The 25260-nt window shown below is 55.4% G+C and carries 20 protein-coding genes and 1 tRNA gene; 12 read left to right on the top strand and 9 right to left on the bottom strand.

Annotated elements, in window-relative coordinates; all coding sequences use genetic code 11:
- Window positions 1-26: 26 nt before the first annotated feature.
- From K239x_RS03055 to K239x_RS03030, 6 genes are all read left to right on the top strand, one after another.
- A complete protein-coding gene (locus tag K239x_RS03055; protein ID WP_145416196.1) occupies window positions 27-338 on the top strand; it encodes a hypothetical protein in 312 nt (103 codons plus the stop codon).
- A 14-nt stretch (window positions 339-352) separates the two neighbouring features.
- Window positions 353-832, top strand: coding sequence for a GtrA family protein (locus K239x_RS03050; protein ID WP_419189610.1), 480 nt, complete (start codon window positions 353-355; stop codon window positions 830-832).
- Between the two features lie 136 nt (window positions 833-968).
- On the top strand, window positions 969-1454 hold the full coding sequence (locus K239x_RS03045; protein WP_145416194.1) for a hypothetical protein: 486 nt from the start codon (window positions 969-971) through the stop codon (window positions 1452-1454).
- A gap of 103 nt (window positions 1455-1557) precedes the next feature.
- Window positions 1558-3018 (top strand): efflux RND transporter periplasmic adaptor subunit, encoded by a 1461-nt coding sequence (locus tag K239x_RS03040; protein WP_145416193.1) that lies wholly within the window; start codon window positions 1558-1560, stop codon window positions 3016-3018.
- Between the two features lie 3 nt (window positions 3019-3021).
- Window positions 3022-6108, top strand: coding sequence for an efflux RND transporter permease subunit (locus tag K239x_RS03035; RefSeq protein WP_145416192.1), 3087 nt, complete (start codon window positions 3022-3024; stop codon window positions 6106-6108).
- A 134-nt stretch (window positions 6109-6242) separates the two neighbouring features.
- Window positions 6243-6374: a hypothetical protein gene (locus K239x_RS03030; RefSeq protein ID WP_473163564.1), complete on the top strand. Its 132-nt coding sequence runs from the start codon at window positions 6243-6245 to the stop codon at window positions 6372-6374.
- Between the two features lie 18 nt (window positions 6375-6392).
- Here K239x_RS03030 and K239x_RS03025 read toward each other — a convergent pair whose 3' ends face one another.
- The 3 genes from K239x_RS03025 to hemC form a co-directional block, all read right to left on the bottom strand.
- The gene (locus K239x_RS03025; RefSeq protein ID WP_419189609.1) at window positions 6393-7919 is read right to left on the bottom strand and encodes a TolC family protein; all 1527 of its coding nucleotides are present in this window, start codon (window positions 7917-7919) and stop codon (window positions 6393-6395) included.
- Window positions 7920-8667: 748 nt separating this feature from the next.
- Window positions 8668-8741, bottom strand: a tRNA-Met gene (locus tag K239x_RS03020).
- Window positions 8742-8930: 189 nt separating this feature from the next.
- Window positions 8931-9947 (bottom strand): hydroxymethylbilane synthase, encoded by a 1017-nt coding sequence (hemC, locus tag K239x_RS03015; RefSeq protein ID WP_419189608.1) that lies wholly within the window; start codon window positions 9945-9947, stop codon window positions 8931-8933.
- A 268-nt stretch (window positions 9948-10215) separates the two neighbouring features.
- Here hemC and K239x_RS03010 point away from each other — a divergent pair, with 268 nt between their 5' ends.
- Entirely contained in the window at window positions 10216-13062 is a 2847-nt protein-coding gene (locus K239x_RS03010) for a protein kinase domain-containing protein (protein WP_145416190.1), read from the top strand.
- Between the two features lie 5 nt (window positions 13063-13067).
- On the opposite strand, the gene K239x_RS03005 is transcribed toward K239x_RS03010, so the two are convergent.
- The 3 genes from K239x_RS03005 to K239x_RS28230 all read right to left on the bottom strand — a co-directional run bounded on the left by K239x_RS03005 (window position 13068) and on the right by K239x_RS28230 (window position 15276).
- Window positions 13068-14378, bottom strand: a complete 1311-nt coding sequence (locus K239x_RS03005; RefSeq protein WP_419189607.1) for a PLP-dependent aminotransferase family protein — start codon at window positions 14376-14378, stop codon at window positions 13068-13070.
- A gap of 240 nt (window positions 14379-14618) precedes the next feature.
- Window positions 14619-15101 (bottom strand): hypothetical protein, encoded by a 483-nt coding sequence (locus K239x_RS03000; protein ID WP_145416188.1) that lies wholly within the window; start codon window positions 15099-15101, stop codon window positions 14619-14621.
- A gap of 40 nt (window positions 15102-15141) precedes the next feature.
- Window positions 15142-15276 (bottom strand): hypothetical protein, encoded by a 135-nt coding sequence (locus K239x_RS28230; RefSeq protein ID WP_419189606.1) that lies wholly within the window; start codon window positions 15274-15276, stop codon window positions 15142-15144.
- Window positions 15277-15380: 104 nt separating this feature from the next.
- Between K239x_RS28230 and alaS the strand changes: the two genes are divergently transcribed.
- Window positions 15381-18212, top strand: coding sequence for an alanine--tRNA ligase (gene alaS, locus K239x_RS02995; RefSeq protein WP_145416187.1), 2832 nt, complete (start codon window positions 15381-15383; stop codon window positions 18210-18212).
- 184 nt (window positions 18213-18396) lie between these two features.
- On the opposite strand, the gene K239x_RS02990 is transcribed toward alaS, so the two are convergent.
- The gene (locus K239x_RS02990) at window positions 18397-18732 is read right to left on the bottom strand and encodes a hypothetical protein (RefSeq protein ID WP_145416186.1); all 336 of its coding nucleotides are present in this window, start codon (window positions 18730-18732) and stop codon (window positions 18397-18399) included.
- Between the two features lie 584 nt (window positions 18733-19316).
- Here K239x_RS02990 and K239x_RS02985 point away from each other — a divergent pair.
- From K239x_RS02985 to K239x_RS02970, 4 genes are read left to right on the top strand one after another with little or no spacing between them, the layout of a single operon-like run.
- A complete protein-coding gene (locus tag K239x_RS02985; RefSeq protein ID WP_419189605.1) occupies window positions 19317-20330 on the top strand; it encodes an ABC transporter ATP-binding protein in 1014 nt (337 codons plus the stop codon).
- Window positions 20331-20336: 6 nt separating this feature from the next.
- A complete protein-coding gene (locus K239x_RS02980; protein ID WP_145416184.1) occupies window positions 20337-21395 on the top strand; it encodes an ABC transporter permease subunit in 1059 nt (352 codons plus the stop codon).
- Window positions 21395-22354 (top strand): ABC transporter ATP-binding protein, encoded by a 960-nt coding sequence (locus tag K239x_RS02975; RefSeq protein ID WP_419189604.1) that lies wholly within the window; start codon window positions 21395-21397, stop codon window positions 22352-22354. The genes K239x_RS02980 and K239x_RS02975 overlap by 1 nt, the downstream gene beginning before the upstream one ends.
- A complete protein-coding gene (locus tag K239x_RS02970) occupies window positions 22354-23118 on the top strand; it encodes a hypothetical protein (RefSeq protein ID WP_145416183.1) in 765 nt (254 codons plus the stop codon). The genes K239x_RS02975 and K239x_RS02970 overlap by 1 nt, the downstream gene beginning before the upstream one ends.
- A gap of 153 nt (window positions 23119-23271) precedes the next feature.
- Here the strand turns inward: K239x_RS02970 and K239x_RS02965 are convergent, their stop codons facing one another.
- Together K239x_RS02965 and K239x_RS02960 are read right to left on the bottom strand one after the other, a co-directional pair.
- On the bottom strand, window positions 23272-24372 hold the full coding sequence (locus K239x_RS02965) for an NHL repeat-containing protein (protein WP_145416182.1): 1101 nt from the start codon (window positions 24370-24372) through the stop codon (window positions 23272-23274).
- A gap of 57 nt (window positions 24373-24429) precedes the next feature.
- Window positions 24430-25104 (bottom strand): SOS response-associated peptidase, encoded by a 675-nt coding sequence (locus K239x_RS02960; RefSeq protein ID WP_145416181.1) that lies wholly within the window; start codon window positions 25102-25104, stop codon window positions 24430-24432.
- Window positions 25105-25260: the final 156 nt, after the last annotated feature.

The following is a 25260-nucleotide window of genomic DNA, read 5'->3' as shown; positions in this document are numbered from 1 at the left end:
GCGTCGTTCATAAAACGCCACTGCGGATGCCGAAAGAGGAGGTTGACGACTCCGTAGCGATCCGTTGGCTGGTGTTGCACAGCTTCACCGGACTGATAGTCGAACGCTTCGTAGCCGGTACCCAAGGTGCTCCTTTCACTGCCATCAATTTGAACTTTCGCGAAGCGGTCGACTGGAGTGTCTCCACGACGATCCAAGCAGGCTGGTCCTTCCAAAGCCCACAATCCGGTCGACGTATTCGTTTTGGCGCACAGTATGGCGACGGCCCCACCAGCCAATACTCATTCTTCCAACGGCACGAGCAATACGTCGGCGGCGACATTTGGTTCGATTACTAATAGAGATGTACAACATGAGCCAACTCAATGCGGAACAATCCGGTTCGCTTACTCACTTACGAGAGCTTGCTACCGGTTTACTGCAAATTCAAATTGTGCAATACGGATTGGCTGGGATAGCGTCGGCCATCGTTGACCTTGCCGGTTTCGCCGTTCTCGCGACATTTATTCTTCCGTGTGTCAATGAAGGAATGGGAGACGCGACGAGATCACTGCGTTTCGCAATCGACAAATCGCTCGCATTCGCGATCGCAAACATGTTCAGCTACTACATCAGTGTGCGTTGGGTCTTTGTTCCTGGTCGACACTCGCGATCGAAGGAGATGTTCCTGTTCTTGGGTATATCGACGATCAGCTACCTGTTCGGCATGCAGTTGGGCCGAGGGCTAATCAATCACTTCGGAACCTCGACGGCCTTGGCTGCCATCGCCTGCATCACGGCGTCAACCGTGATCAACTTTTTCGCCAGAAAACTGCTGGTATTTCGCCGTTAGCCAGGTTGAAGCGAATCGGCTGTCGGTCTCGTTTTTGCGTGAAATGACTCTTGCATGGCGGTAATGTTGGGAACTATGCTCTCAATAGAGCTTGGTGCAATGTGCCCAGCCGAAGTCTCATGACGATTGACAACTCTTGAACTCACCTACTGGCTCGCGACGAAAGCCGCATTACTGCACCGCCTCGCGGTTGGTGCTTGGGCTGTTGGTGTGTGTGTCGTTGTTGCAAATCCCATTGCCGATGATGCACCACCATGGTGAGTTTGCTTCGGCGGGAGATTTAGCCGTCCATGTACAGCGGCAGCATCACGATGATGTGGCCAATGGCGACGATTTTCACTGGCACTTGGTTTTGCCTCGTGATCTGGATGGTGACGGCGATGAGTCAAACGACAATTTGCCAGTCGGTGTTGCCATCAATGCAGCAGTCGGCACTGGGCTGAGCGTTGGTTCGGCAACGGGACAGTTCGTTGAAGGCGAGAGATTGCTTTTCGACATTTTTTGTCGCGATGATTCTGCCGCTGGCCAAGTTTCTTTTAGCCGCTTGCAAACTGGGCGATTGGCCTCGAACGTTCGACCTGCGGTGCATACCTGCGCGGTCCTCTGCGTGATCCGAGTTTAACTCGACGGCTGTCTCACCGTTGAACTCGTGATTTCTTTTCGGCCCCCCATCCGAAACTGCTCCGTTTGCGTTGCCCTCTGTGCAACATTTGAGACCAAGTCTTATGAATCGAACCAATGTGTTCAGCGCGATCGTCGCGCTGCTGGTGCTGTCTGCGACCGGATGGATTGTCGTCAATTGGTGGCCCGCCAGCTCCGACGAGATCGGTGATTCGTCAACCGATCAGTCAGCGACAACCATAGAGGAGCCGGCAGCTCCATTGGTGGTTTTGACGGATGCGAAAGCGATTGTCGCGGGCATTCGCACGCAGCCGGTTACTCGATCGTCGATAGCGCTGACACGTACGCTGCCTGCCCGGTTCGCCTACGACGATCGACGACATGTTGCCGTCAGGGCGGCAACCGATTCCATCATCGAATCAGTCGCTGTCAAACCAGGTGATCGAGTTGAAGTGGGAGCCGTGGTGGCGATCCTTCGAAGCCCTGCGATCGGTGAAGCACGCGGCATGGTCCTGAAGCGAGAAGCGGAGCTGGAACTTGCTGAAACGAAACAGAAATGGAACGCGGACATATGCGATGGGGTGAAGGAACTGGTCTGGGAGATCCGAGCTGGCAAGCCAGTCGAAACGATCGAAACCGACGTCAATGACTCCACACTAGGCAAATATCGAGGGCAACTGCTGGCAGCGTATAGCCAGGCAAAATTGGCGACACAACTATCGGGTTCGGCATCATCAAGCTCCGGTGCTGTATCGGGCAGGGTGATTCGCGAGCGTCAAAGTCAGCAACAACAAGCACGAGCAACTTTAGACGCACTGATCGAACAATCCGTCTTTGAAACTCAACAAGCTTGCAAAACCGCCACCGCGGATGCAGAGGCGGCCCGGCGTAGTGCGATGGTGGCCAGGCAGAAACTGGCCACTGCCTTGGGGATTTCTGGCGAGAAAGCTTCCGCACAAACGGTATCGCCCGGAGAGACCGATTTAGCTCGATTGGAAGTCCGTTCTCCGCTGGCCGGGACTGTCGAAGAACGCCACTTTGCCGCGACCGAACGAGTGACGGCGGGAGCAGAAATGTTCATCATTGCTGACACATCCGTATTGTGGATCGAGGCGGATGTTCGCGGTCGTGACTGGAGTGCGATGAAAGTGAGCGAGGGAGATCGCGTCATCGTGACGACTTCCAACCAGCCGAATGAACAATACCAGGGCAAAGTTCATTACGTCGGACGTCGCGTCGATTCTGCTTCGGGAGCGATTCCCCTGGTCGTCGAAATCTCGAACGCTGACAATCAGTTTCGCCCCGGCCTGTTCGCTCGCGTCGAAGTGCCCACTGATGTGATCGACGACACCATTTCGGTTCCTGCTTCCGCCGTCATTGATCTGGATGGGAAGGCAAGCGTTTTCGTTGGCAGCCGTGAGGGATATCAGCCGGTAGCAGTCGAAGTCGGCGTCAGCTCTGGCGGTCGGATCGAGATCCTTGGCGGGCTGAGTGAAGGCGTCAAAGTGGTAACTCGCGGTGCTTTTTTGCTCAAGAGTGAACTGCTTTTGGAAGGGGAGGAATGAACCATGCTCAAGCGACTCATTGAATACTCCCTGGAAAATCGTTTCCTCGTCATCGTTGTCACACTGTTGGTTGCTGGCGCGGGTATCCGCTCGGCATTGTTGTTGCCGATCGACGCGGTTCCCGACCTGACCAACACGCAAGTCACCATCATCACCGATGCCGGGTCTTTGCCGCCCGTCGAAGTCGAACGGCAAGTCACCTATCCGATTGAGTGGGCGATGGGTGGTCTGCCTGATGTGGAGGAAGTCCGGAGCGTATCCAAGTTCGGATTGTCCGTGATCACCATCGTGTTCACCGAAGGCACTGATGTTTACTTTGCCAACCAACAAGTCAATCAGAGGCTGACACAAGCAGCGTCGAAAATCCCAAGCGGCTATGGTCCACCGGAACTTGGGCCAATGACGACGGCCCTGGGCGAGATCCTGCAATTCGAGGTCAAAAGCAAAACACGTTCCCCGATGGAATTGCGATCCATTCTGGAATGGGAGATCGCCCCGCGAATGCGTGAAGTCGATGGCGTGACCGAGATCAATACGATGGGCGGGTTCTACAAAACCTATGAAGTTCGGCCTGACCCCGATCAGCTCACAGCATACGACCTTACCCTGGACGAAGTGTATCGGCGGCTGGAAGCGGCGAACATGAATGCGGGCGGTGGATACGTGATTCACCACGACGAACAACGATTCATTCGTGGTCAAGCGTTGCTGAAGAACGTCGACGACATTCGCAACGTCGTCATTCGACGTAGCGAGAATGGCTCGCCATTGTTGGTGTCCGATATTGCTGATGTGACAATCGCACCGATGCCACGTCAGGGAGCCGTTAGCCGGGATGGACGCGGCGAAGCGGTCACCGGAATGGTGATGATGCGAATCGGCGAGAACTCTCGCGAAGTCGTTTCACTGGCAAGCGAACGACTGGATGAGATACGACCTACGTTGCCCGACGATGTTGAACTGGAAGTGATTTACGATCGCAAGGATTTGATCGGACGGACACTCAACACGGTACTTAAGAATCTGCTCGAAGGCGGCGTGCTGGTTGCGATCGTGCTGCTGGTGATGCTGGGCAGCTTCCGAGCAGGCGTGATTGTCGCGTTGGCGATCCCGCTGTCGATGCTGTTTGCCACCAACATGATGTTGGCACTCGGTATCTCGGCGAGCTTGATGAGCTTGGGTGCGATCGACTTCGGGCTGATTGTGGATTCATCGGTCATCATGGTTGAAAACTGCGTCAGGCGACTGGCCGAACGCCCCGACGGAACCAGTCGATTGAAAGTGATTCGGGATGCGGCAGTAGAAGTTCGCGGCCCGACGATGTTTGGCGAATTGATCATCGCCGTCGTCTATGTCCCCGTGCTATTACTGCAAGGAACCGAGGGGAAACTATTCCGGCCGATGGCGCTGACCGTGTTATTCGCACTGCTAGGTTCGCTGATACTCTCAATGACGTTGATGCCCGCTTTGGCTTCGATCTTTCTACCCAAGAAGCCGAGCGAACATGAAATTTGGCCGCTGCGGATGCTGAAGAAGCTGTATCTGCCAATCGTTCAGCAGGCTGTCAGTGCGCCGCTTGCAACCGTTGCAATCGCAATCTGCGCGTTTGTCATCAGCATCCCAATCGGACTTGGTTTGGGAGCCGAATTCATGCCGCGATTGAATGAAGGCGATTTGTTGGTGGAGGCCGTGCGTCTGCCCAGTGCGTCCCTGGAGGGCGCCGAACAGATGGCAAAACTGGTTGAGACGGAACTGATCGCGTTTCCCGAAATCAAAACGGTCTTTACCAAGACCGGGCGACCTGAGATTGCCAACGATGTGATGGGCGTCCACCAATCCGACATTTGGGTGATGCTCAATCCGCCCTCAACTTGGCCCGCACCGAAGACTCGCGACGAATTGATCAGTGAGATGGAAGCGGTTTTGACCGACAAGGTTCCCGGCGTTGCGTTCGGGTTCACCCAGCCGATCGAAATGCGAGTCGACGAATTGGTAGCGGGGGTGAAGGCGGACGTCGCCATTCTGGTTTTCGGTGAAGACTTGGACGTGCTAGCGCGGAAGGCGAAAGAGATCGAGCGTGTGCTGCGTGACATCCCTGGAGCCGCCGATGTCAAAGCCGACATTCAATCGACTTTGGAAACGCTCACGATCTCGCCCAGACGCGAGGCACTGGCACGCTACGGCGTCGATGCATCGCAGTTGATGGATGTCGTCTCCGCGCTGGGCGGACGAACTGTGGGTGAAGTACTCGAAGGCCAAGCTCGATACCCGATCCGGGTTCGATTGCCAGAGAATTGGCGAGACGAGATTGCGATGATGGAACAGTTGCCGGTTGCCATCGCAGGCGGCAAACCGGTGCCCTTGTCGGAGCTAGCCGATATCCGCTTGGAACAAACGCCACCGACGGTCGAACACGACAACGGTCGTCGCAGGACTTTTGTATCTGCCAACGTTCGGGGGCGAGACATTGCAACGTTTGTAGCGGAGGCCAAACGCAGCGTGGCATCCAAAGTCGAACTGCCGCCCAATTATGAATTGCAATGGGGCGGTGACTTTGAAAGCCTTCAATCGGCCAGTCGGCGACTGCTACTAATCACGCCGATTGTGCTCTTGGTTATATTTTTGCTGCTGTACACGTCCTTCGGATCGATTCGCCTAGCAGGATTGATATTTCTGTGTGTGCCGATCGCAGCAAGCGGTGGAATCTTCGCGCTGATGCTTCGCGGGATGCCGTTCAGTATCGCTGCTGGTGTCGGTTTCATCGCGTTGTTTGGTGTCGCAGTGCTGAATGGACTCGTGTGGGTCAGCGATGCAGAGAACCACCGCAAGAAAGGCGAGACACCGAAGCAGTCAGCTCTCTCAGCCGCCGACGACCGACTGCGTCCAGTGTTGATGACCGCATTGGTAGCGAGCCTCGGTTTCTTGCCGATGGCTCTCTCAACCAGCGACGGAGCCGAAATCCAACGGCCACTTGCAACGGTTGTCATCGGTGGACTGTTCACGGCAACGCTCCTGACGTGCTTTGTCATCCCTTCGCTGTACCCTTGGTTTTCGCCTGAATCTAAACAGGAAGCAGAGGTCGAGCCCTAACCAAGATCCCACACGGTGGGCGGCGATCAGTGACTTTGCTGATCGGCGGCTTTGTGCGTGAATGCCTTCTCAAGCAAAGTCGTGAGCGCAATCTCCTGCCCGCCACCTTTTACTCCGGAGCAGAAACGTGCGCCATGTCGAACGACATCGCACCGACCACACCGGATGGCTACGTGCTGCGGTCTTGGGAGCAAACGATGGGATTGTTTCGACAGCCAGTCTCGTTGATCGCAGCGATCGGATCTACGTTTGGTGCCGCGGTCTAAAAGCGGCTTGGTCCAAGTCTACTGCCCACCAAATGACGCACTGCGAATGCCATCGCCATCCGTGTAGTCGGTCGGCGAATCCAACCCGCCGGTTAGCAACAAACCGTCAACTTTCGATGAGGCCTGGGCCAGAGTACCCTTCGCTTGAATCAACCGGATCGACGATTCGTAGAAGCTTTTACGAAGGATCAGAACTTGTAAGAACTCCAGTTCGCCTGCCCGATAGGCTTGCTCCGAAAGCTCAAGACTTTTCTTCGATTGGGGAATGATCTCGTCTTCGTACTTGCGAACCGCCTTCAATGCGGAATCGAACTCTTGGGCCGTTCGGGCGAGTCGAGAACGAATGGATTGCTGGATTCGCTGGACCTCTTGAGTTGCGCGGACATAGTCCGAATACGCCGCCGAGATGTTACCTGAGTTTTTGTTCCAAACCGCGACAGGAGCCGAAAGTTGGACGTTGATCATTCCGTGATCGGTAGCGTCGTCGTATCCCGCCCCCAGCTGTGCCGTCACGTTGGAAATCGGCTGTGCTTTCTGCCGACGTAGTAACGCTTGCTTCTCGCAGACGATAGCTTGGGCTGCGATCAGTTCAGGGCTCTGTGATACGATTTCCGAGTAGGCTGCTGCCCAGTTTGGTGTCGTCGCTGGCGTGTTTAAGTCAGCTACCAAGCGTGCCGACATAGCATCTTGCAGCCCCGCAATTGCGGCCAAATCTTGCCAAGCTCCTTGGTGCGCGACTTCGGCTTGTTCGGCAGCGAGCGTGACCTCGCTCAGCAACGTGCGGGCTTGCAATGTTTCCACGAGCGAGCCCTCCTCAGCCTTCTGACGATCTTCGGCAACCTGCACTCCACGTCGTGCGACATCGGCAAAGGACCGCGTTGCGTCGACTTGCTGCTGTGCGGCGATGGCTTCAAAGAATCGAACGCGAACGTCCGTCAGTACGCGGTAGCGTTGGGTTTCGTTTTCGGCTGCTTGCGCTCGCTGGGTGTGACCGAGCACGTTGCGATTGAGTCGCAGTTTGTCGCCACGAACAAACTCTTGCTCAACGAAGATTCCGTGTTGATCGGTGTTGCGGTCGGCGATCTGCTGGCCGAAGTAGCCTAGCGTCGGATTGGGACGCGTGCCGACTTGATGACGCAATCCAGCGGCTTTGCTGGTGGTCGCTTGTGCCGACAGAAGTGCGGGATTGTTGCCCAGTGCCAACGCTTCGATGTCGGCAAGTGTGTATGACCGTGACTCGCCGGAGCTAACAGAAGCTACGACAGGGCCCGCGATATCCTCTACCTCTAAAGCCACCAGATCGGGAGAAACAACCGGTTCCATCGTAGATTCATCTGCTTCAGGCTTCGCAGGTGCATTGTCCTCTAGTTCACTGTCGAAATAGGCGACAGGACGGACAGTTTCTGAAGTTTGACACTGTCCTTGCTCCACCTCGCCCAGGACCGGTGGCACAGTATTTACGGCCAACATTTTTTGCGGGCCACCCGTGCAGCCGAGAAAGAGTAATGCCGACAGCATCAGCGAGCGAACCGTAAAGCGTCTCATAGCATCCCTGCACAGTATGGCGTTTGCAAAAAATGACGATGATCGGGGTAGCATCCGTGCCAGCCCAATGCTCGTCATATTCGTTGTGAATGCCTAGTTGCAGTTTATCGGCTCAGACGGTGCAGGCGTTTGGTTCAGAGCAACCAGAAACAGCAAACCGGATTCGCAATCTTGGAAAATTCGTCATTGCCGTCACAGCTTCACACGGCCTTGCCAACACTCAGCTGCAATCAACTGTAGAGAACAGGCAGCACGAGTAGATTGACGATCGTGGCTTCTGCGAGCCCCGAAAGACTAGCAACGGTGCTGAGCGGAAATCGCGCCCCAGAGGGCGTGTCGGTCATCCATTCTCGCGCGGCCTCGAGTCCGTCAGCGGCGTGCTCTAAGAATGCCACCCTTTAAGAATGCCACAGCCAGTCGGCCAGGGTCTGCGATCCCAGACGCGTCATGCGTTCTACTTTGAAGCCCGCTTCCCACTCGGCAGATAGCCGGTCAAGAACGCCGTGAGACTCCGCGCTGCTGCATTTGCCAGGCAACAGTCGCTCACCACCGCCCATGAATCGAATTCTGCCCCGATCTTAACTTTGCTTGCAGTACGCTGGTGCCGCATGCTTCTTCCAAGGCCCTGGGCAAATCCCACGAAATGAGAGCTGTTCTGGGAAGAGTCCCCAGAAAGGAGCGTCCTGAAGCCTTGGGGGCCTTAACAGGTAAACGGTTTCTAAACCGTAAATCGCGGGTTGAAAATCAATAGCGATGAGCGGACTCGAACCGCTGACCTAAGCCTTATGAAGACTCCGCTCTAACCGACTGAGCTACATCGCCGTTGTTTGTGTCGCAAAGAGTACGATTCTAGTTGCACCTGTGTCAATCAGGCCTCTTTGAGACGTTTTAGCTGAAGGATCGGTTCGCTTGGTCCGGCAGATGAACGGTATTGCTGGGCCGGCATACTCAATGGCGGATTTTTTCGCTGTACTGCCCTGCTCCGGCTGCCCAAACGGACTGACCGGAACGCTAGCGTGCCTGTTCGATCAGTTTGCGGGCACCGGATTTTTCCAATCTTTTGCTGATCTTGGTAGCCAACTCCTTCGCAGCGACGAACCAGCTGGCGGGGTCGTCTTGATCCAGATCGCATTCGCCCGAGTCCGCGAGCTGTTGCCGGCCGTTGGTCGAAAGCACGCGAGCTTGCAAATGCAACTTGGCAGCGTCGCTCGATTGGGTCCCGCCCGATTGGGTCTTGCCCGGTGTCAGTTCGGCGAACGCCGCAATCGGAGCCAGGCAGCCGCCATTGAGATTCGACAACAAAGTTCGTTCGGCGGTCGTGGCGGCTCGTGCAAACGGATCGTCGATCTGGGCGAGTGCCCCCAACGCAGCATCATCATCGCTGCGAACTTCGATCGCCAAAGCGCCCTGTCCCGGTGCGGGCAGCATTTGCTCCAATGGCAAAACCGATCGCGCAAGGTCATCCATTTTCAAACGCAACAATCCTGCATTGGCCAAAATGATTGCGTCGTATTCGCCGTCATCCAGTTTTCCAAGTCGCGTCTGGACATTGCCACGAATCGATTGAATGTCCAGATCACTTCGCAACGCCAGCAATTGCGCTGCGCGGCGTTTGCTGCCGGTACCGATCTTTGCACCTTGTGGCAAATCATTGATCGCCCATTTGCTTGGTGATACCAAGCAGTCCGCCACGGTTTCGCGTTGGGGGATAGCAGCGACAACCAGACGCTCGTCAACTTCGGTTGGCAAATCTTTCATCGAATGCACCGCAACATCCGCTTCGTCGTCGATCAGTGCCTGTTGAATTCGCTTGGTAAACACTCCCACTTGTCGTTTGCCATCGATGGGGCGCATGTCGACATCGCCGCTACTGACCAGCGGAACCAATTCAGTTTTGATACCCAAGTTGGCTAACAACGCCGCGACATGTTCGGCTTGCCACATCGCTAAGGGGCTCTTGCGAGTCGCGATGCGTAACACGCCGTCGGTGGCGGGTGGTAAATCTTGAGAGACTTTGGGGATGGTCAAGGAACTGAAAACCTTCGTGATCTAATAGCAGCTGGGACAGAATCAATGGCGTGGTGAAAATCCAGGCGTCGGGGCAGGCCTGACCCGCAAAATGAGAGCAAGCTGACCAACTGGTATTTCCAGTCATGTGAAGCCCGCCTTCGGCAGACCGTCGTCCGCTAAGTCCCACGAATGATCGGGCAAACATTCTAGTTTCGCCCTATAATACGGGAACGCTGCCCAAACCGAACCCGGCATCTTCTGCACTTTTCCACCGAGAGTCCCACCGTTGCCCGATTCATCCGCGGATGAAAACTACCCCATCAATGACGAACCGACTCGCGACTTCGGTGGCGAATTGGGCGGGGATGACGGCATGGATTTCGACGACGTCTCGTTTGACATGCCACTGGAAATGGCCAGCGATTCGGCTCTGGCGAACGATCAACTGGCCAAGGACGAAGAAGATTGGCAAGATTCGGTGCCGTCTCAGTTAGGCGGCTACGAGATCAAGAAACTGATCGGCAAAGGCGGAATGGGCCGCGTCTTTTTGGCCGAACACCTGCACATGCGTCGAACGGTCGCGATCAAGATGCTGCCGAGCGATCGCATGAAGGACCAGTCAGCGATCGAACGCTTCTATGCCGAAGTCCAAGCGGCGTCACGTTTGATGCACCCCAATATCGTCGCCGCGTTTGATGCTGGCGAAGCCGACGGTGTTCACTACATGGTGATGGAGTACGTCGACGGGTACACCCTGACACAAATCGTTTCACGAAAAGGACCGCTTTCGGTTGGCGAAGCCGCATCGGTGATTCGGCAGGCCGCTCTAGGGCTATTGCACGCTCACCGTGCTGGACTAGTGCACCGCGATGTAAAACCCGGAAACTTGATGCGTGCAGCTGACGGTACGATCAAAATCCTTGACATGGGATTGGCTCAGCTCAGTGCACCACTTTGGACCGCCAGCCTGGGCGAAGGCGGCAAGGTGACCGAAAGCGGCATCCAGCGAACTCTGGGCGAAGAAGCGAAGTCCCGCAAGGGCAAGCTAATGGGGACGTTGGCCTACATGGCTCCCGAACAACTGGAGTCTCCCGAGGAAGCCGATCCTCGCAGTGACATCTATTCCTTAGGTGCGGTGCTGCATTTTTTGTTGCTGGGCAAACCTCCGTACACCGGCGAATACTTGGATCAAGTTTATGGACATCGCCATGGCGAAATTCCTGATTTGATGCAACTGCGGGACGATGTCGACCTCAACTTTGCAAATATTTTTCGTCGCATGATGGCCAAAACGCCTGGCCAGCGTTACGCATCATTGGACGAAGTCATCGACGATCTAAGTGACTATTCCGATACGACGGACGCACCACTTTGGCTGGCCGAATTTACGCAGCGACAAACCGGTAGCGAAGCGACGACCCACGTCGGCGGATCGACTTCGGGAACGACCGCAGAAGTTTTGGCGATCGACGTTGGCATGTTCTACAGTTCCGCTGCCGTGGCAACTCCCACCGGCGACGTGACAAACTTGCCAGCTGGAGGAGCAGAAGACAAAAAGTCCATCCCGCTGATGCGAATGGCAATCGCCAGCGACGAAGGTCAGTTGCTATACGGTGTCGACGCCATGCAGCTACGAGCCTCCAAGCCAAGCCAAGTCGTACACTGTTTGCCCATGTACTTGGGTAAAGACAAAGTCGATCGCGAGATTTGTTCCCAACGCTGCCCGCCCGAAGTGTTGTTGGCAATGCTATTCAAACGCATCGTCGCCAATGCTTGGACTAAAAAGTCCGCCCCTAGTGCCGTCGCCCTGACTGTTCCAGCCAGCTACGACCAACTGCACCGACGAAGCATCTTGCAGGCCGCCGAAATGGCTGGTCTGAAATCCGTGCGTCTAGTCGATCGCAGTGTCGCTGCCGTTCAATCACTGCTGCTAAGTGACTATGGCGTGACAGAATTGGATGAATCGCTCGACGACTACGCCAGTAGTGATGGCTCCAGCGAAACAATCGCGGGCCAGCTAGACGCATCGGTCGACGAACTGATTCTATTCATCGGAATCACGGGCCAGGCGGCCGAAGTGGCTGTGCTGAAACGCGATTCACTGCGTCTGCAGCAAGTGTTTACCGCCGGTCACTGGCACACCGGTTCGCTGGCTTGGCTCCATCGGCTGGTCGATCTGGCGTCGGAACAGTTCGTTTCGCGACACAATGTCGACCCTCGAAAATCGCGAAAAACCGCTGCGGCACTTCAGCTTGCCTGCGAACGAGCCATGAATTCGTTGTTGCTGCTGCCGATGGCCAAGATCACGATCGAAATCAATGGCGTGTCGACATCGGTTTCGATTTTCCGTAGCCAATGGCTCGAGCATTCGGCCGATTTGATCGCCGCTCTGAAAAAGAACATCGCAGATGTTTGCAAAGGTGCCAACGTTTCGATGCAGCAGTTTTCGAGCTGCGTCACCGTCGGGCCGTTGATGCGTCTAGCGGAAGTGCGAAGTGCATTGTTCGAAGCCGACACCAGCGACGCATCAGGCAGCGACACAGCATCAGGCAGTGCCAAAGCAACTGACAGCGGCAAAGCAGATGACGATCCGTCGAACAGCACGCCGCCGAATCAGCCAATGAAGTTCGTTGCACTGGAGCGGTCCGATATCGCTAGCGGAGCCGCTGCTTGCTTGGCAGGCGAACTCCCCGGTCGCCGTGAAGTCGCGATGCCGCCGATGTGCGTGACCAGTCAGTCGATCGGAATCGTCGTCGAAGACACTCGTGGTCGGCGACGGATCCTGCCGATCATGCCACGTGGAACCGCCCTTCCCGCTCGGACCAATCGCAGGCTGACCGTCGGCAAAGAACGTGATTCGATGACGCTTTCCCTGGTCGAATCGTCCGGGGTCAACAGCACGGATTGGCAATCGCTGGGGCGATACACGTTTGAGATCGAAGCCGGGCATGCCAACCGCCTAAAACGAACGCGGATGATTGGCTTTGAACTGAACATCAACGGAATGCTACTTTGTCGCGCCCAAACTCCTGGCACGCCCGGTAGCACCAAACTGTCGATTCTGCCCGCGCCCATGCTGAGCGATGATGAAGTGGCGACGTGGAAAAAATGGATCAACGATCTGACCAACTAGCGTCGCTACGCGTCTTTCACCGTCTCTTCGACTCCACCAAGTGTTTTGGCCAGCTGATTGTCACTGGCGGTATCGACCCAGCGAAGGTCAACGACGACTTGGTCACCTTCCAGGCCGACGATCACGGCTGGTACGTCACTGGCTAGTTTCTCGGCCCAGTCGTGCGCCGACAATTGGTTGTGACGCAAACGAAGTTGCCGGGAAGAAACTTCCCAACGACCACCGTCGATCAATTTTGCGTTGTCCATCGTGACTTGGCAGTCGCGTACGTCTTCGCTAGCTGCCAAGCGAGTCGTCATGCGATCGGCACGCGAAGACAAATTTTCGACACTGGTGTCCAGCAAGGCACGCACGGGAATCTGATCGGCACTCGCCGCCGCGGTTTCGAGGGCAACCACCATCATGGCTTGCACCGATTCGCTGGCCACCAACGACGGCCACGCAGGGCTGCCGGTGATCGCTTCCAATGCACTGCGTCGCCCGATCAGCAATCCGCAACTCGGTCCACCGCAAATTCCGTCTCCCGGCATCAAGACAAAATCGGCACCTTGCGTCAGACAGGATTCGGCGGACGGAATAGCAACATCAATGGCCTGACCGACCGTGGCGACGGGCAAGACGACTGCTTGCATGGCGTCGCGTGAAGCAAAATCCAGTAGCTTCAGTTCGTCTTTTCCAACGTCCGCAACAATGTCGCAAAACGAATCAAAACTGTCATAGTCGCTTGGGTCGACATCGCCAATCGATCCGACTTCTTGGATCACGGGCAGCAAAGTCCCAAACGCTTCGGGCAGCGGCACGCCACCGGGAAGTCGAACGGCGTGACTTCGATGAATCACGAGCGGGCGTTCCTGGACTAACTGCGAAAAAGCCGTCAGTGCAGCCGGAAAACTGCCCGCGATCGCGATGCTGTAATCGCCGTCGACCGGCAACAAACGTTCGATTTTCTTGGCAAGCTTAACATTGGGACCTGCACCGCCAAGGCAATCGCCGCGCAGCAAATCGTACCCCGCCTCAATCACTGTTTGTGACAGAGGAACTCCTGTGCCTTCAGGATGCTTGAGCACACCGCTGGCATTTATCATGGGGATTGCGATGGCCGTTTGCTTGCGTGTCCAACGCTGAACACTTTCTTTGCCCATCTCGGCTTTTCGCATGACCGCATCCAAACCACGCGCGGCAGTCTCAGGCAGATCCTGCAAAATCTCAGTCGCTTGCGTTTTCAGTTTTTCGAGCGTTTCGGGCTCACTGGCTTTGCGGGCCACATCGGAGATCCCCCGACGGATCAACTCAATTGTCCAGGGTGGAAGCGGCATTGCAGAGAACCTTGCGGTGATAAAGAAAGCAATCAGGATCATTCAAAGCAGCAACACAAAGTTGCCGCAGTGTGATCATTGCCTGCACCACGCGGTGAATCAAGTCGCCGAAGTTCGGCCGTACTGGAAACGGCCAAAATGGACTTTGCTGGGCGTCGGACGGACGCCCAAGTATCCTGCAAAAGAGTTCGCTGTTTTTGAAGAAAGGGCCCAACCGCCACTTTCTCTCAAACGCAATGCTTACCGAACGGGCTTATTTTGACGCAAGAAATCATCCACGCTGGACGAAGTCTGCTGAACCTCTTTTTCAGAGTTCCCCATCAGCGAGCTAAAGAAACCAGCTTTTTGGATAGGCGTGCCGGCCGGTGCATCCGCGGTGGTTGAGGCCGGAGTAGCGGTGGAACCGAACAAGCTGGTCGGCAGTAAACGCATCGGATTGAGCGTCTCCTTGGTCTTAGTCCAGCTACGCGTCGCGGTTTCCTTGACGTCCGACACCAAACCGTCTTTGCGTTTGATGATGCGGTCCTTGTCTTCTTTGGCTGGCATGAATGTTGTCAAACCAGGCATTTTCCAGTTGGCTGGATTCAGCCCCTGCATCATTCGCCCGACCGGTGTTTGCGGCTGGTATTCGTCAGCATTGGCGGCGGGAGCCGTGGCAATTGCAGCCAAGACAAGGCTCAGAGCGACAATTACAAATCGTTTTTTTGGGGTCACAAAACGCATCGGCGTTCGTCTCCTGCATCTTCCGGTTCGGATCTTTGGTTCACAGCGATTCAAAAATGACGCTGCGGCGCCCTGATTCCTTCAGAGCCAGCTTGGCGTATCGCAATTTCCGCCCGCCGCTGGCAAGAGCAATCTGTCCGCCCGGCATTCCCCCCGGGGCAAAATCGTGTTTCACGGGCGTCTGACGCAGGACTACGGCAAAAACGCTTGTTCCGATATCATGCGTTGGCGGTCATGGCTGCACCGCTTTGAAACCCCCTATCTTTTGTTGCGCCGAAAATGAAAACCGACGAGCTACGCGAAAAATACCTGGCCTTTTTTGAATCCAAAGGCTGCGTCCGACAGGCCAGTGATGTCTTGGTGCCGACCTGGGACCCGTCCGTGCTGTTCACACCGGCCGGGATGAACCAGTTCAAAGACCACTTCTTGGGGAAGGTCAAGCTGGACTTTACTCGCGCGACGACCTGCCAAAAGTGTCTGCGGACCGGTGATATCGACAACGTCGGACGCACCGCGTTTCACCATACGTTCTTTGAAATGCTGGGCAACTTCAGCTTTGGCGACTACTTCAAAGAAGAAGCGATCCACTGGGCGTGGGAATTTCTCACAGACAAAAAATGGCTCGGCATTCCCGGCGAACGCTTGACCGTGACGGTCTACAAAGACGACGATGAAGCGTACGGTTTGTGGAAAGACAAGATCGGCTTGCCGGACGCTCGCATCACACGCATGGACGAGGACGAAAACTTCTGGCCCGCGTCAGCGCCCAGCCAAGGCCCCGACGGCGTCTGTGGTCCATGCAGCGAAATCTACTACCAGCTAGGAGACGGCAGCGACGTCGAAATCTGGAACCTTGTCTTTACGCAGTTCAACCGAGTGGGCAGCCCGCCCGACAACCTAAAACCGCTGCCAAGTCAAAACATCGACACGGGCATGGGGCTGGAACGAACCGCAAGTGTGCTGCAAGGTGTTCCCACTAATTTCCACATCGATAGCCTGCGTCCGATTTTGGATGCCGCCGCCGATGTCGTCGGTGTGCATTATGAATACGATAGCGATAACGGACGACGGCTTCGCCGCATCACCGACCACGCGCGAGCCTGCACGTTTGCGATTCACGAAAACGTCTACCCTGGCCCCAAAGACGCCAAGTACGTCGTCAAACGTCTGATACGCCGCGCGGTGTTAGATGGTTACCAAATGAACCTGCGCGAACCGTTTGTCTACAAACTAGTCGAAGCAGTCGCCGAAGCGTCCAAAGTGCCGTACCCCGAGCTTTCGGAAACGACCAAACGAGTTGCTGAGGTCATGGAGTCGGAGGAAAAGAATTTCTTTGGCACGATCGATGGTGGCATGAAACGCATCGACCAACTGTTCGAACAGATGCGTGATGAGTCGTCGGTGATGGTTCCCGGCGATGAAGCCGCCGAGCTAAACAAAACCTACGGCGTGCCGCCAGAGTTATTGCAAACGCTAAGCGCCGAACAGAACTTTACGTTCGACTGGTCCGGCTACCGCGAAGCGATGGACCGACACGCAGTGGACAGTGGCAAAGGACAACGCGAACTATTCCAAACCGGACCGTTGGAAACACTCAAGGAAGCGCTCCGCGAAACGCCTTTCATCGGCTACGACGCGACGGCAGCAACGGTGGTCGTCAAAGGCATCATCACGGGCGATGGCCACGGCAATCAAGATGATGGCCAATTGCTAAGCCATCTCGATCGCCCTGGCGACAACGAACTGCGGCTCGTCCTGAACGAATCACCTTTCTACGGTGAATCTGGTGGCCAGATCGGCGATGTGGGCGTGATCGAAAACGACGACTTCGAATTTGTCGTGACCGACGCACAAAAACACGCGGGTTTGATCGTCCATCACGGGAAACTGGTCCGCGGCGAAATCAAAGAAGGCGAAACCTGTACCGCGACCGTTGACGCAGAACGCCGGCAGGCGTTGCAGCGTGCTCACAGCGCGACGCATATTTTGCACTACGCGCTGCACAAAAACATCGGCGACCATGCGCAGCAGCAAGGCAGCAAAGTCGAAGCAGATCGTTTGCGTTTCGACTTCACAAACCAGAAGGCCATCGATGACGAATCGCTGGTGCAGATCGAAAAAGATGTCTGGACACAAATCGACAAGTCCGATCCGGTTGATTGGAAAACGGTTCCGTTGGCCGAAGCACGCAAGGCCGGCGCGATGATGCTGTTTGGCGAAAAGTACCCCGATCCAGTTCGCATGGTTTCAATGGGCGATTTCAGCAAAGAACTGTGCGGTGGAACGCACGTTAGTAACACGAGCGACGTACACGCCTTTGAAGTTGTTGTCGAAGAAAGCGTGTCGGCCGGCACGCGGCGAATCGAAGCGTTGACGGGACCTCGAGCCGAAGCCCACCGCGTCCAAACACGCGAACTTCTCAGCGAAGTCGCTCGAACGATCGGCTGTAGCGAGAACCAATCGCTCGCGTCGACCATTCAATTGATGGACGAACTGCGGCAAATCAAAAAGGAACTCTCCGCTGGCAAGTCCAACGATGAACATCCTGCTCAGTTTGCGTTCGCTGGTGAAGGAGAACTCACCAATGTCGATGACTACAACAGCGTACGAAGCGCCGTTCGCGACATCACTCGGCGACTGAACGTTTCGTTTGATGATGTGACGTCGCGAATCCAATCGATGATCGCTGATCGAACCAGACTGATTGCGGAACTGAAACAGGCAACCGCTGGCGGAAAGCTTTCGGCCGACGATCTGATCGGGAGCGGTGAAATGATCGGCGACACATTGATCGTCGTCGCCGAAACCCCCGGTGCCAATCCCAACGTCATGCGGGGCTGGATCGACCAAATCCGCAAGAAGAGTGATGGACCGACTGCGGTTTTGTTGGCCGCCGCCCAAGGACAGAAAGTCCTACTGGTGGGCGGGCTTAGCAAGGCCCTGGTCGACAAGGGACTCAAAGCCGGCGACTGGGTTGGCGCAGCAGCACGAGTCGTTGGCGGCGGCGGTGGCGGACGACCCGATATGGCTCAAGCAGGCGGCAAAAACCCCAGCAAGCTGCCCGAAGCAATCGAACTGGCAAAAAAATCGATGCGTGAGCAATTGGGATAAACCCCGTCGATCAAACCCGTCTCAATCGCGACTGGCCAGTCGTGTGCACCACCGATTCCGTGTCATCGGACCGGTGGTGATGAACTGTGACGGACGAATGATGGACCGAAAATGAGCGCATAAAAAAACGCGGAGCTCTTCGACAGTTCCGCGTTTCTTGTTTTGAATCTTCGGCGACTGAGATTTACTCAGTCACTTTCTTTGCTGCGTCTTTCAAGTCGTCTTTGGCTTTGTTGGCTGCATCACCAACTGCTTCAGCACCTTCTTTGACTTTTTCTTTGCCAGCTTCAACGGCATCTTTTGCTCCGTCAGCAACTTTTCCGGCACCGTCTTTGACTGCGTCACCGGTTGCGGTGGCTGCATCGCCAACAGCATCAACGCCGTCTTTGACTGCGTCACCAGTCGCGGTAGCTGCGTCGCCTACAGAATCAGTTGCCGAATCAACGGCGTTCTGTGCGTCTTCACAACCAACGCTTACCATCATGACGGCCAACAAAGCCGCGAATAAAACACTTTTCATCTTACTTTTCCATCTCTCTGGAATGTCAGGCTACCTTGTCACCCGCATACAGACGGGGACAACACGTTCACTCGTACTCTAACCATCCCGCCCTGAAAAAGGGAGTGTCGCGGCGTCAAATTTATCGGGCTCGTCAGCGAAACCTTCTGTAGGTGGCTGCGTAGTTTCCCTAGTCCTCAAAGCGAAAAACACGACATTTAACGAGATAGGCAGATTATTCTGCCAAGCAAGACACTTTGCGTGCGAATGGCGGACCTTGACCAATACTGTGACTTGCACAGCTCCTGCAAACTCCCCCCCAGCCTATATCCCCGAGGGTTGTCCCAAAATCCCCGGGACTGTCGCGAACGCATCGGGGGCTGTCGCAAAAGCACCCCGCAAACCTTTCGGCACCTCGATTAGCACCCTCACACGCACAAGTAATGTGCTCGTCGTCCACCGATTTGCTGAACGCCCTAACTAAATCATTACAACCAGCAACATGATCGGCCTCCGAGCCACTCGCCGATCCGCATGCACTATTATCTTCTGATCCCTGTACTGCCTTTCCCCCCGCCCACCGTGGAGACAAAACTCTGAACCTCGTGATCGACATCAGCGGAGTCAACAAGCGTTACGGAGACGTCAACGCGCTGACCGATGTCGCCATCGCAGTTGCGCCCGGAGTCACCGGCTTGTTAGGTCCCAACGGCTCCGGCAAAAGCACATTGATCAAAGCTCTGCTGGGATTGGTTAAATCGCAATCCGGCAGCGGCACCGTGCTGGGTCATCCTTGGCCGGCCAAAGTGAGAACCATTCGCGACCTAGTCGGCTACCTCCCCGAAGACGACTGCTACATCGCCGGCTTGGTCGGGATCGAATCGGTTGCCTTCATGGCCAAACTCTCTGGCTTGCCTGATACCGAAGGACTGCGGCGCGCTCACGAAATCATGGACTTCTGCGACATCGGCGAAGAACGCTACCGCGAAGTCGAAGGCTATTCGACGGGCATGCGGCAAAAACTAAAATTTGCGCAAGCTCTTGTGCACGATCCACCGCTTTTGATTCTGGACGAACCGACCACAGGCCTGGATCCGGATCAACGTCACGCGATGCTCAGCCGTATCCGGACGCTCTCTCGCGACCATGGCAAATCGATCATCTTGTCGACGCACATCCTGCCGGACGTTCAAAGCGTGTGCGATCAAGTCATTATTTTGGCTGGCGGAATCGTCCGCGTGCAAGACAAGCTGGCTGTGTTGTCCGAATTGGAAAAACCGACGATGCATGTCTCCGTCTTGGGCGACCCTGCTCCGTTGGCGGCCAAGTGTGAATCCGAAGGAATGGAAGTTTCGACCACCGACGATGGTTCGCTGCTGATCGCGGGTCTTGTTACGATCGACCAAGGCGATCGAACGTCCAAGCTATGGCAGTGGGCCGCCGAAACCGATACCTCGATTCGGCGATACCACCGCGCAAAAAAAAGCCTGGAACAAATCTTTGTCGACGCGGCTCTGACAGATCCGCACGTCGCAAACGAAGCGAGCGATTTGTCGTTTCTCCAATCGTCGACATCCACATCCAGTGGCCCGTCTCCTGACAAATCGGTGGGAGCGTAATCCCCAATGCCCGTACACGATCTTGGATATCGAGGCTGGACCGGCGCACGCATGTCGCATTTGATGCGGCCGTTGGTCGTCGCTCGCGGCGGCATTTCGTTGGTTTGGCGACGTCGCTGGCTGCGAATGATGATCATCTTTTCATGGCTGCCAATATTGTTGTTCGGCGTCGGAATTTTCATGTTTGAGTATTCCGCAACCGAACCTGGTTGGGGTCAAGTGCTGGGCAATCTACTTGCCTTTCAGTTGCAGCGTCCGGACTTGGCATTGTCGATATCCGCTGACCACGCGGGCAGCCGGCACGACGTTTGGGCCACTCTGATTTTGACTTTCTTTCGCGTGCCCCAGCTGTTTGCCATGGTGCTGCTGGTAGGACTGATCGCGCCGATGCTGATTTCCTACGACCTGCGCAGCAAAGCGTACTTGATGTACTTTTCACGTCCGCTATCTCCCACCCAGTACATCATCGGAAAATCCGCCGTGCTGTGGTTTTTCCTCTCGACCATCACGGCGATTCCAGCACTGATCCTGTACCTCGTCGGTGTTTTCTTGTCACCTGATTTGTCGGTCATCGGCGAAACCTGGGACATCCCCTTTCGAATCTTAGGGGCAACCGTGGTCTTGGTCGTTCCGACGACAGCGCTGGCACTTTGTTATTCGTCGTTCACCTCAGAAAGCCGTTACGCCACGTTTTCTTGGTTTGCCACCTGGGCGATGGGTTTCATTGCCTACAGCGTGTTGACGTATTCGGGCGCACGAATGCGAGGCGGTCCGCCGCAGCGACCGCGTGGTCCGCGCGGACGGGGCCGACCGCGTTTTGAGGACTTTGATGCGGCTCAGTACGAAAACATGGCGAGCAATATGCCGCCTGGGCTAGCGGACATTGATCGCGACAAATGGCGATTGCTTTCTCCCTATGAAACCTTGGGCAAAGTCGAAGGCTGGGTGTTTGGCATCGATCCGACTCCGGGTAGCGTTTGGCCATCCATCATCATGTTGATCGCCATCACTGTCGGCGGCCTTTGGATCGTCCGTCACCGTATCATGGCGAGGCTCAGCGTCTGATGAGTCATTCAAACTCCGACACGCCCATGATCGAATTGGTGGGTGTCTCGAAACTGTACGGCCAAGTGATTGGCAACAACGATCTGAATCTGAAGATCGCTCCTGGTGCGTATGGACTGGTGGGACCAAATGGTTCCGGCAAAACCACTTTCATCAATTTGCTGGTCGGACAATTGCGTCCCACTTTGGGAAGTGTTCGTATTTTTGGAAAAGATCCCTGGGTCGATCGAAAACTGCTACGACGGATCGGGCTATGCCCGGCGACCGATGTGCTGTACCCGAACGTCTCGGCCGCCGAATGGGTCGCCTATCAAGTTCGGCTGCACGGGTTTAGTCGATCCGAAAGCCGCCGACTTTCGACCGAAGCTCTGGACTTCGTCGGTATGAGCGATGCGATGAAGCGGCCGATGGGAACCTATTCCCTGGGTATGCGGCAACGAACCAAGATTGCTCAGGCGATTGCACACAACCCGGATTTGCTAATTTTGGATGAACCGTACAACGGATTGGATCCGGTCGGACGCTACAAAATGACGCAACTGCTGAAACAATGGACACACGAAGGCCGCAGTGTTCTGTTTGCCAGTCACGTGTTGCACGAAATCGAAGCCGTCACGTCGTCATTCCTGCTGATCCACGGCGGACGATTGTTGGCGTCGGGCACGGCAGACGAGATTGAACAAATCTTGGCCGACACTCCGCAAGAGGTCTCGCTCACAGGGCCCGATGTCGATCGATTGGTCCATCGACTGGCCGACGCACCGTGGGTCCAATCGATGCAGTTGACCGAAGAACGCACCAAACTAAAAGTTGCGTTGCGTGACCCGACAAAGATGTACTCTCAGTTGGCTCGCTGGATCAGCGAGGATGGACTGCGGATTCATCAATTCCAGACCGCCGAAGGAGACTTAACCGCCTTGTTCGAATCACTGCTCCGTCATCATCGGGGAGAACTGTGATGGACTTTGGCATGATTACCGACGTCATTCGATTTGAATTGACGCGGTCTTTTACAAAAGGCCGTTTCGCGATCTGGGCTGTCCTAGTGGCTTTCCCGGTTGCAATTTTTGTTTTGATGGACCGGACCACCAATGCCATTCGAATCGAACAATGGGGCATTACGCTCTATTTTTTGATCCCCGAAATGGTTTGCTTGCTCGGGCTACTGTTATGGGCGACCCCAGCGATCAGTACCGAAATCGAAGGCCAGACATGGATCTATTTGGCCATGCGACGGAGCGGACGATCAACCGTCTTGCTAGGCAAATACTTGACTGCGGTACTGTGGTCCGTTTCCGCCGCCTTGGTTGGTTTGTCGCTTTGCTTACTGTTGGTCGACAATGTCGGTGGGCTACGGCTGTGGACCGTGCTGTCGATTCTATCTGTGCTGTCGTGTTTCGCTCACGCTGGCATCTTCATTTTAATCGGCGTTATCTTTCCTCGTCGCTCGATGGTCACCGCAGTCTTTTATACACTGGCGATCGAATACGGTCTTTCGTTGGTGCCCGCAGTCGCTAACAAAATCACGGTCAACTATCGGCTTCGCGGCCTATTGGCCGAGTGGATGAACTGGGAAGAAGCACGTTCGACCGCCGAGAGTTTCTTTGGACACGAACCGCCCTACATTCACTTGTTCGTCCTCTTCACGATCACCCTCGTAACCCTCTGCGCCGCGATCTTCACACTCGCCCGGGCCCAGTACCCAACTCAACAGGACGGTTAAGCAAAGACGATTCGTCAGTGTTTTCTTCTGCACACCGCATGCACTAAGAAACGATGTGCGAGAATCTGGCAGTACAACCAGCATCTCTTGGCCTGCGTTCAGTTTCCAAGAGATCTTTCCACTTCAATTGTCGCACCAATTGGATCGGCAAACTCACGCGCGAGTCAATTTGCTGACGCGGCCGGTGGAAACCCATTCGGCAACGTAGATGTTGCCTTCTCTGTCAAAGCAAGCATCGTGGGGATGGACGAACTTGCCTTGCTGCCATTGGTCTTCTTTGGTCCGGATTGTAAAACCCTTTGACTTTTCTTTGTCTGCCAAAATTCTATCGCGATCGTCACCGACCGTCGAAATCGTGTTGTAATTACGATCGAGAATCGAAACCCTTGCCACCAGCTCAGGCACCAGCATCAAGTCTTGATAGGTGTCCACGTTCGCTGGCAATCCAAACCCATCGATCGTGCGCTGGTAGGCTCCGTCAGGCGAAAACGTTTGCAGCGTATTGTTGGCGCGGTCAGCAATGACAATCTCCGGTTCACCACCGTCGCGATCGTCAACCCAAATGCCATGCGGCAAGTTGAACGTCCCTTTGCCTTTCCCAACGCCGCCAAAACAAGACTTCCAGTTGCCGTCGCTGTCGTAGCGATGAATCTGGTAGCTGCCATATCCGTCGGCTAGCAGAACGTCGCCAAGCACCTCGCCTTGGTCGGGAAGAAAAGCAAAGTTCGTCGGCATGAAACGATCACGCCCCCACTTTCTTTCGGGATGTTCGGCTTCTCCCTCCGCATACTTGCCACTCTTCATCGGCGCATTACGTTCCCAGACCACTTCACCGGTCAACGACATTTTGGCGATCGATTTGACTTGCTGGTAAGCCGTGACGTACAGAAACTGCGTGCTGCCTTCGACACGAACTTCCAACCCATGACCGCCACCTTGAAACTGCTGACCGAACGCACGGATAAATTTGCCCTCAGAATCAAAGACGAAGATCGATGGATGTTCGGGATCGTCTTCTTTGCCCTCGTGGATCACGTAAAGGTTGTTGTCGGGATCGACCGCCACATTGTGCGTTGTCTGCCAAGAATACTTTTCGGGCAACGTTGGAAACAAATGCTGACACGTAAATCTCAAATCGCCAGTGCCAATCACTCCCTGAGCCGCCGTTCGCTTGCTGGTAAAAATGGCAGGAGTTGCCACCGCGATGGCGGCAGACGCTTGCAGAAATCGGCGCCGGTTTGCTTGGTTTTTCATAGAGGTAGTCCGCGGAATTGCGAGGAAATTGTCTTGCGCCGTGACGGCCTGAGATGTTCAAAAAAGTGACTGTTGATTCGTGAGCGTAACAGGTGCGACGCAGCCCGAATCATCGTTCCAAACGTTGCCCACACGTGCGGAGACCGGAGTGGTTTTCAACTTGTCGTCTGCCGCTGGCCGCAACATCGATTTTAGAACGTCGACGTCTCGAAACTCTGGAGAGAGCCAACGTTCGTATTGGTCGGAGTCTAAAAAAACCGGCATTCGGTCGTGAATCTCGCTCGTGGTCTGGTTGGATAACGTCGTAAGAATCGTGCACGAAACGATCGGTGGTTCGTCCGCGCCTGCTAGTTTTTTGTTCACGCTCCAAAGTCCTGCCATCGCCGCCACCGAGCCATCGGAGGGTTCAATCAGATAGGGCTGCTTGCCAACGTTGGTCTTGGCCCATTCGTAGTAGCCATCGGCGGGAATCAGACAGCGTCGTGACAGAAAAGAGTTCTTGAAGGACGGTTTGCTGTCAGCCGTTTCGCTGCGAGCATTTATCATTCTGGCGCCGATCGCGAAGTCCTCTGCCCAGGACGGCAAGAGTCCCCAACGGGCCAACGCCAATTGCCGATCACGGGCCGCGTCCTTTTGGACCACCGTCGCAATCAACTGTGTCGGAGCAATGTTGTAGCGCGGCCCCGAAGGAAGCTCGGGAATTTCGTCCGGCGACAAATGTGGCAGAAACATTTGACACCAGCTGGCCGCAGAAGCGCGAAGTGTAAATCGACCACACACAAGAAAACTCCCCCAAATTAATCAAAACGCGCCGACGACGGATGCTCGACCGGCTGAGATCATTGTAGCGTTGCGATGCGGTGCAGCATTTTGCACCGCGCAATTTGC

The organism is Stieleria marina (assembly GCA_007741555.1).
Classification (GTDB): domain Bacteria; phylum Planctomycetota; class Planctomycetia; order Pirellulales; family Pirellulaceae; genus K23-9.
The sequence above is the reverse complement of the archived record's forward strand: the minus strand, read 5'-3'. Positions and strand labels throughout refer to the sequence as shown.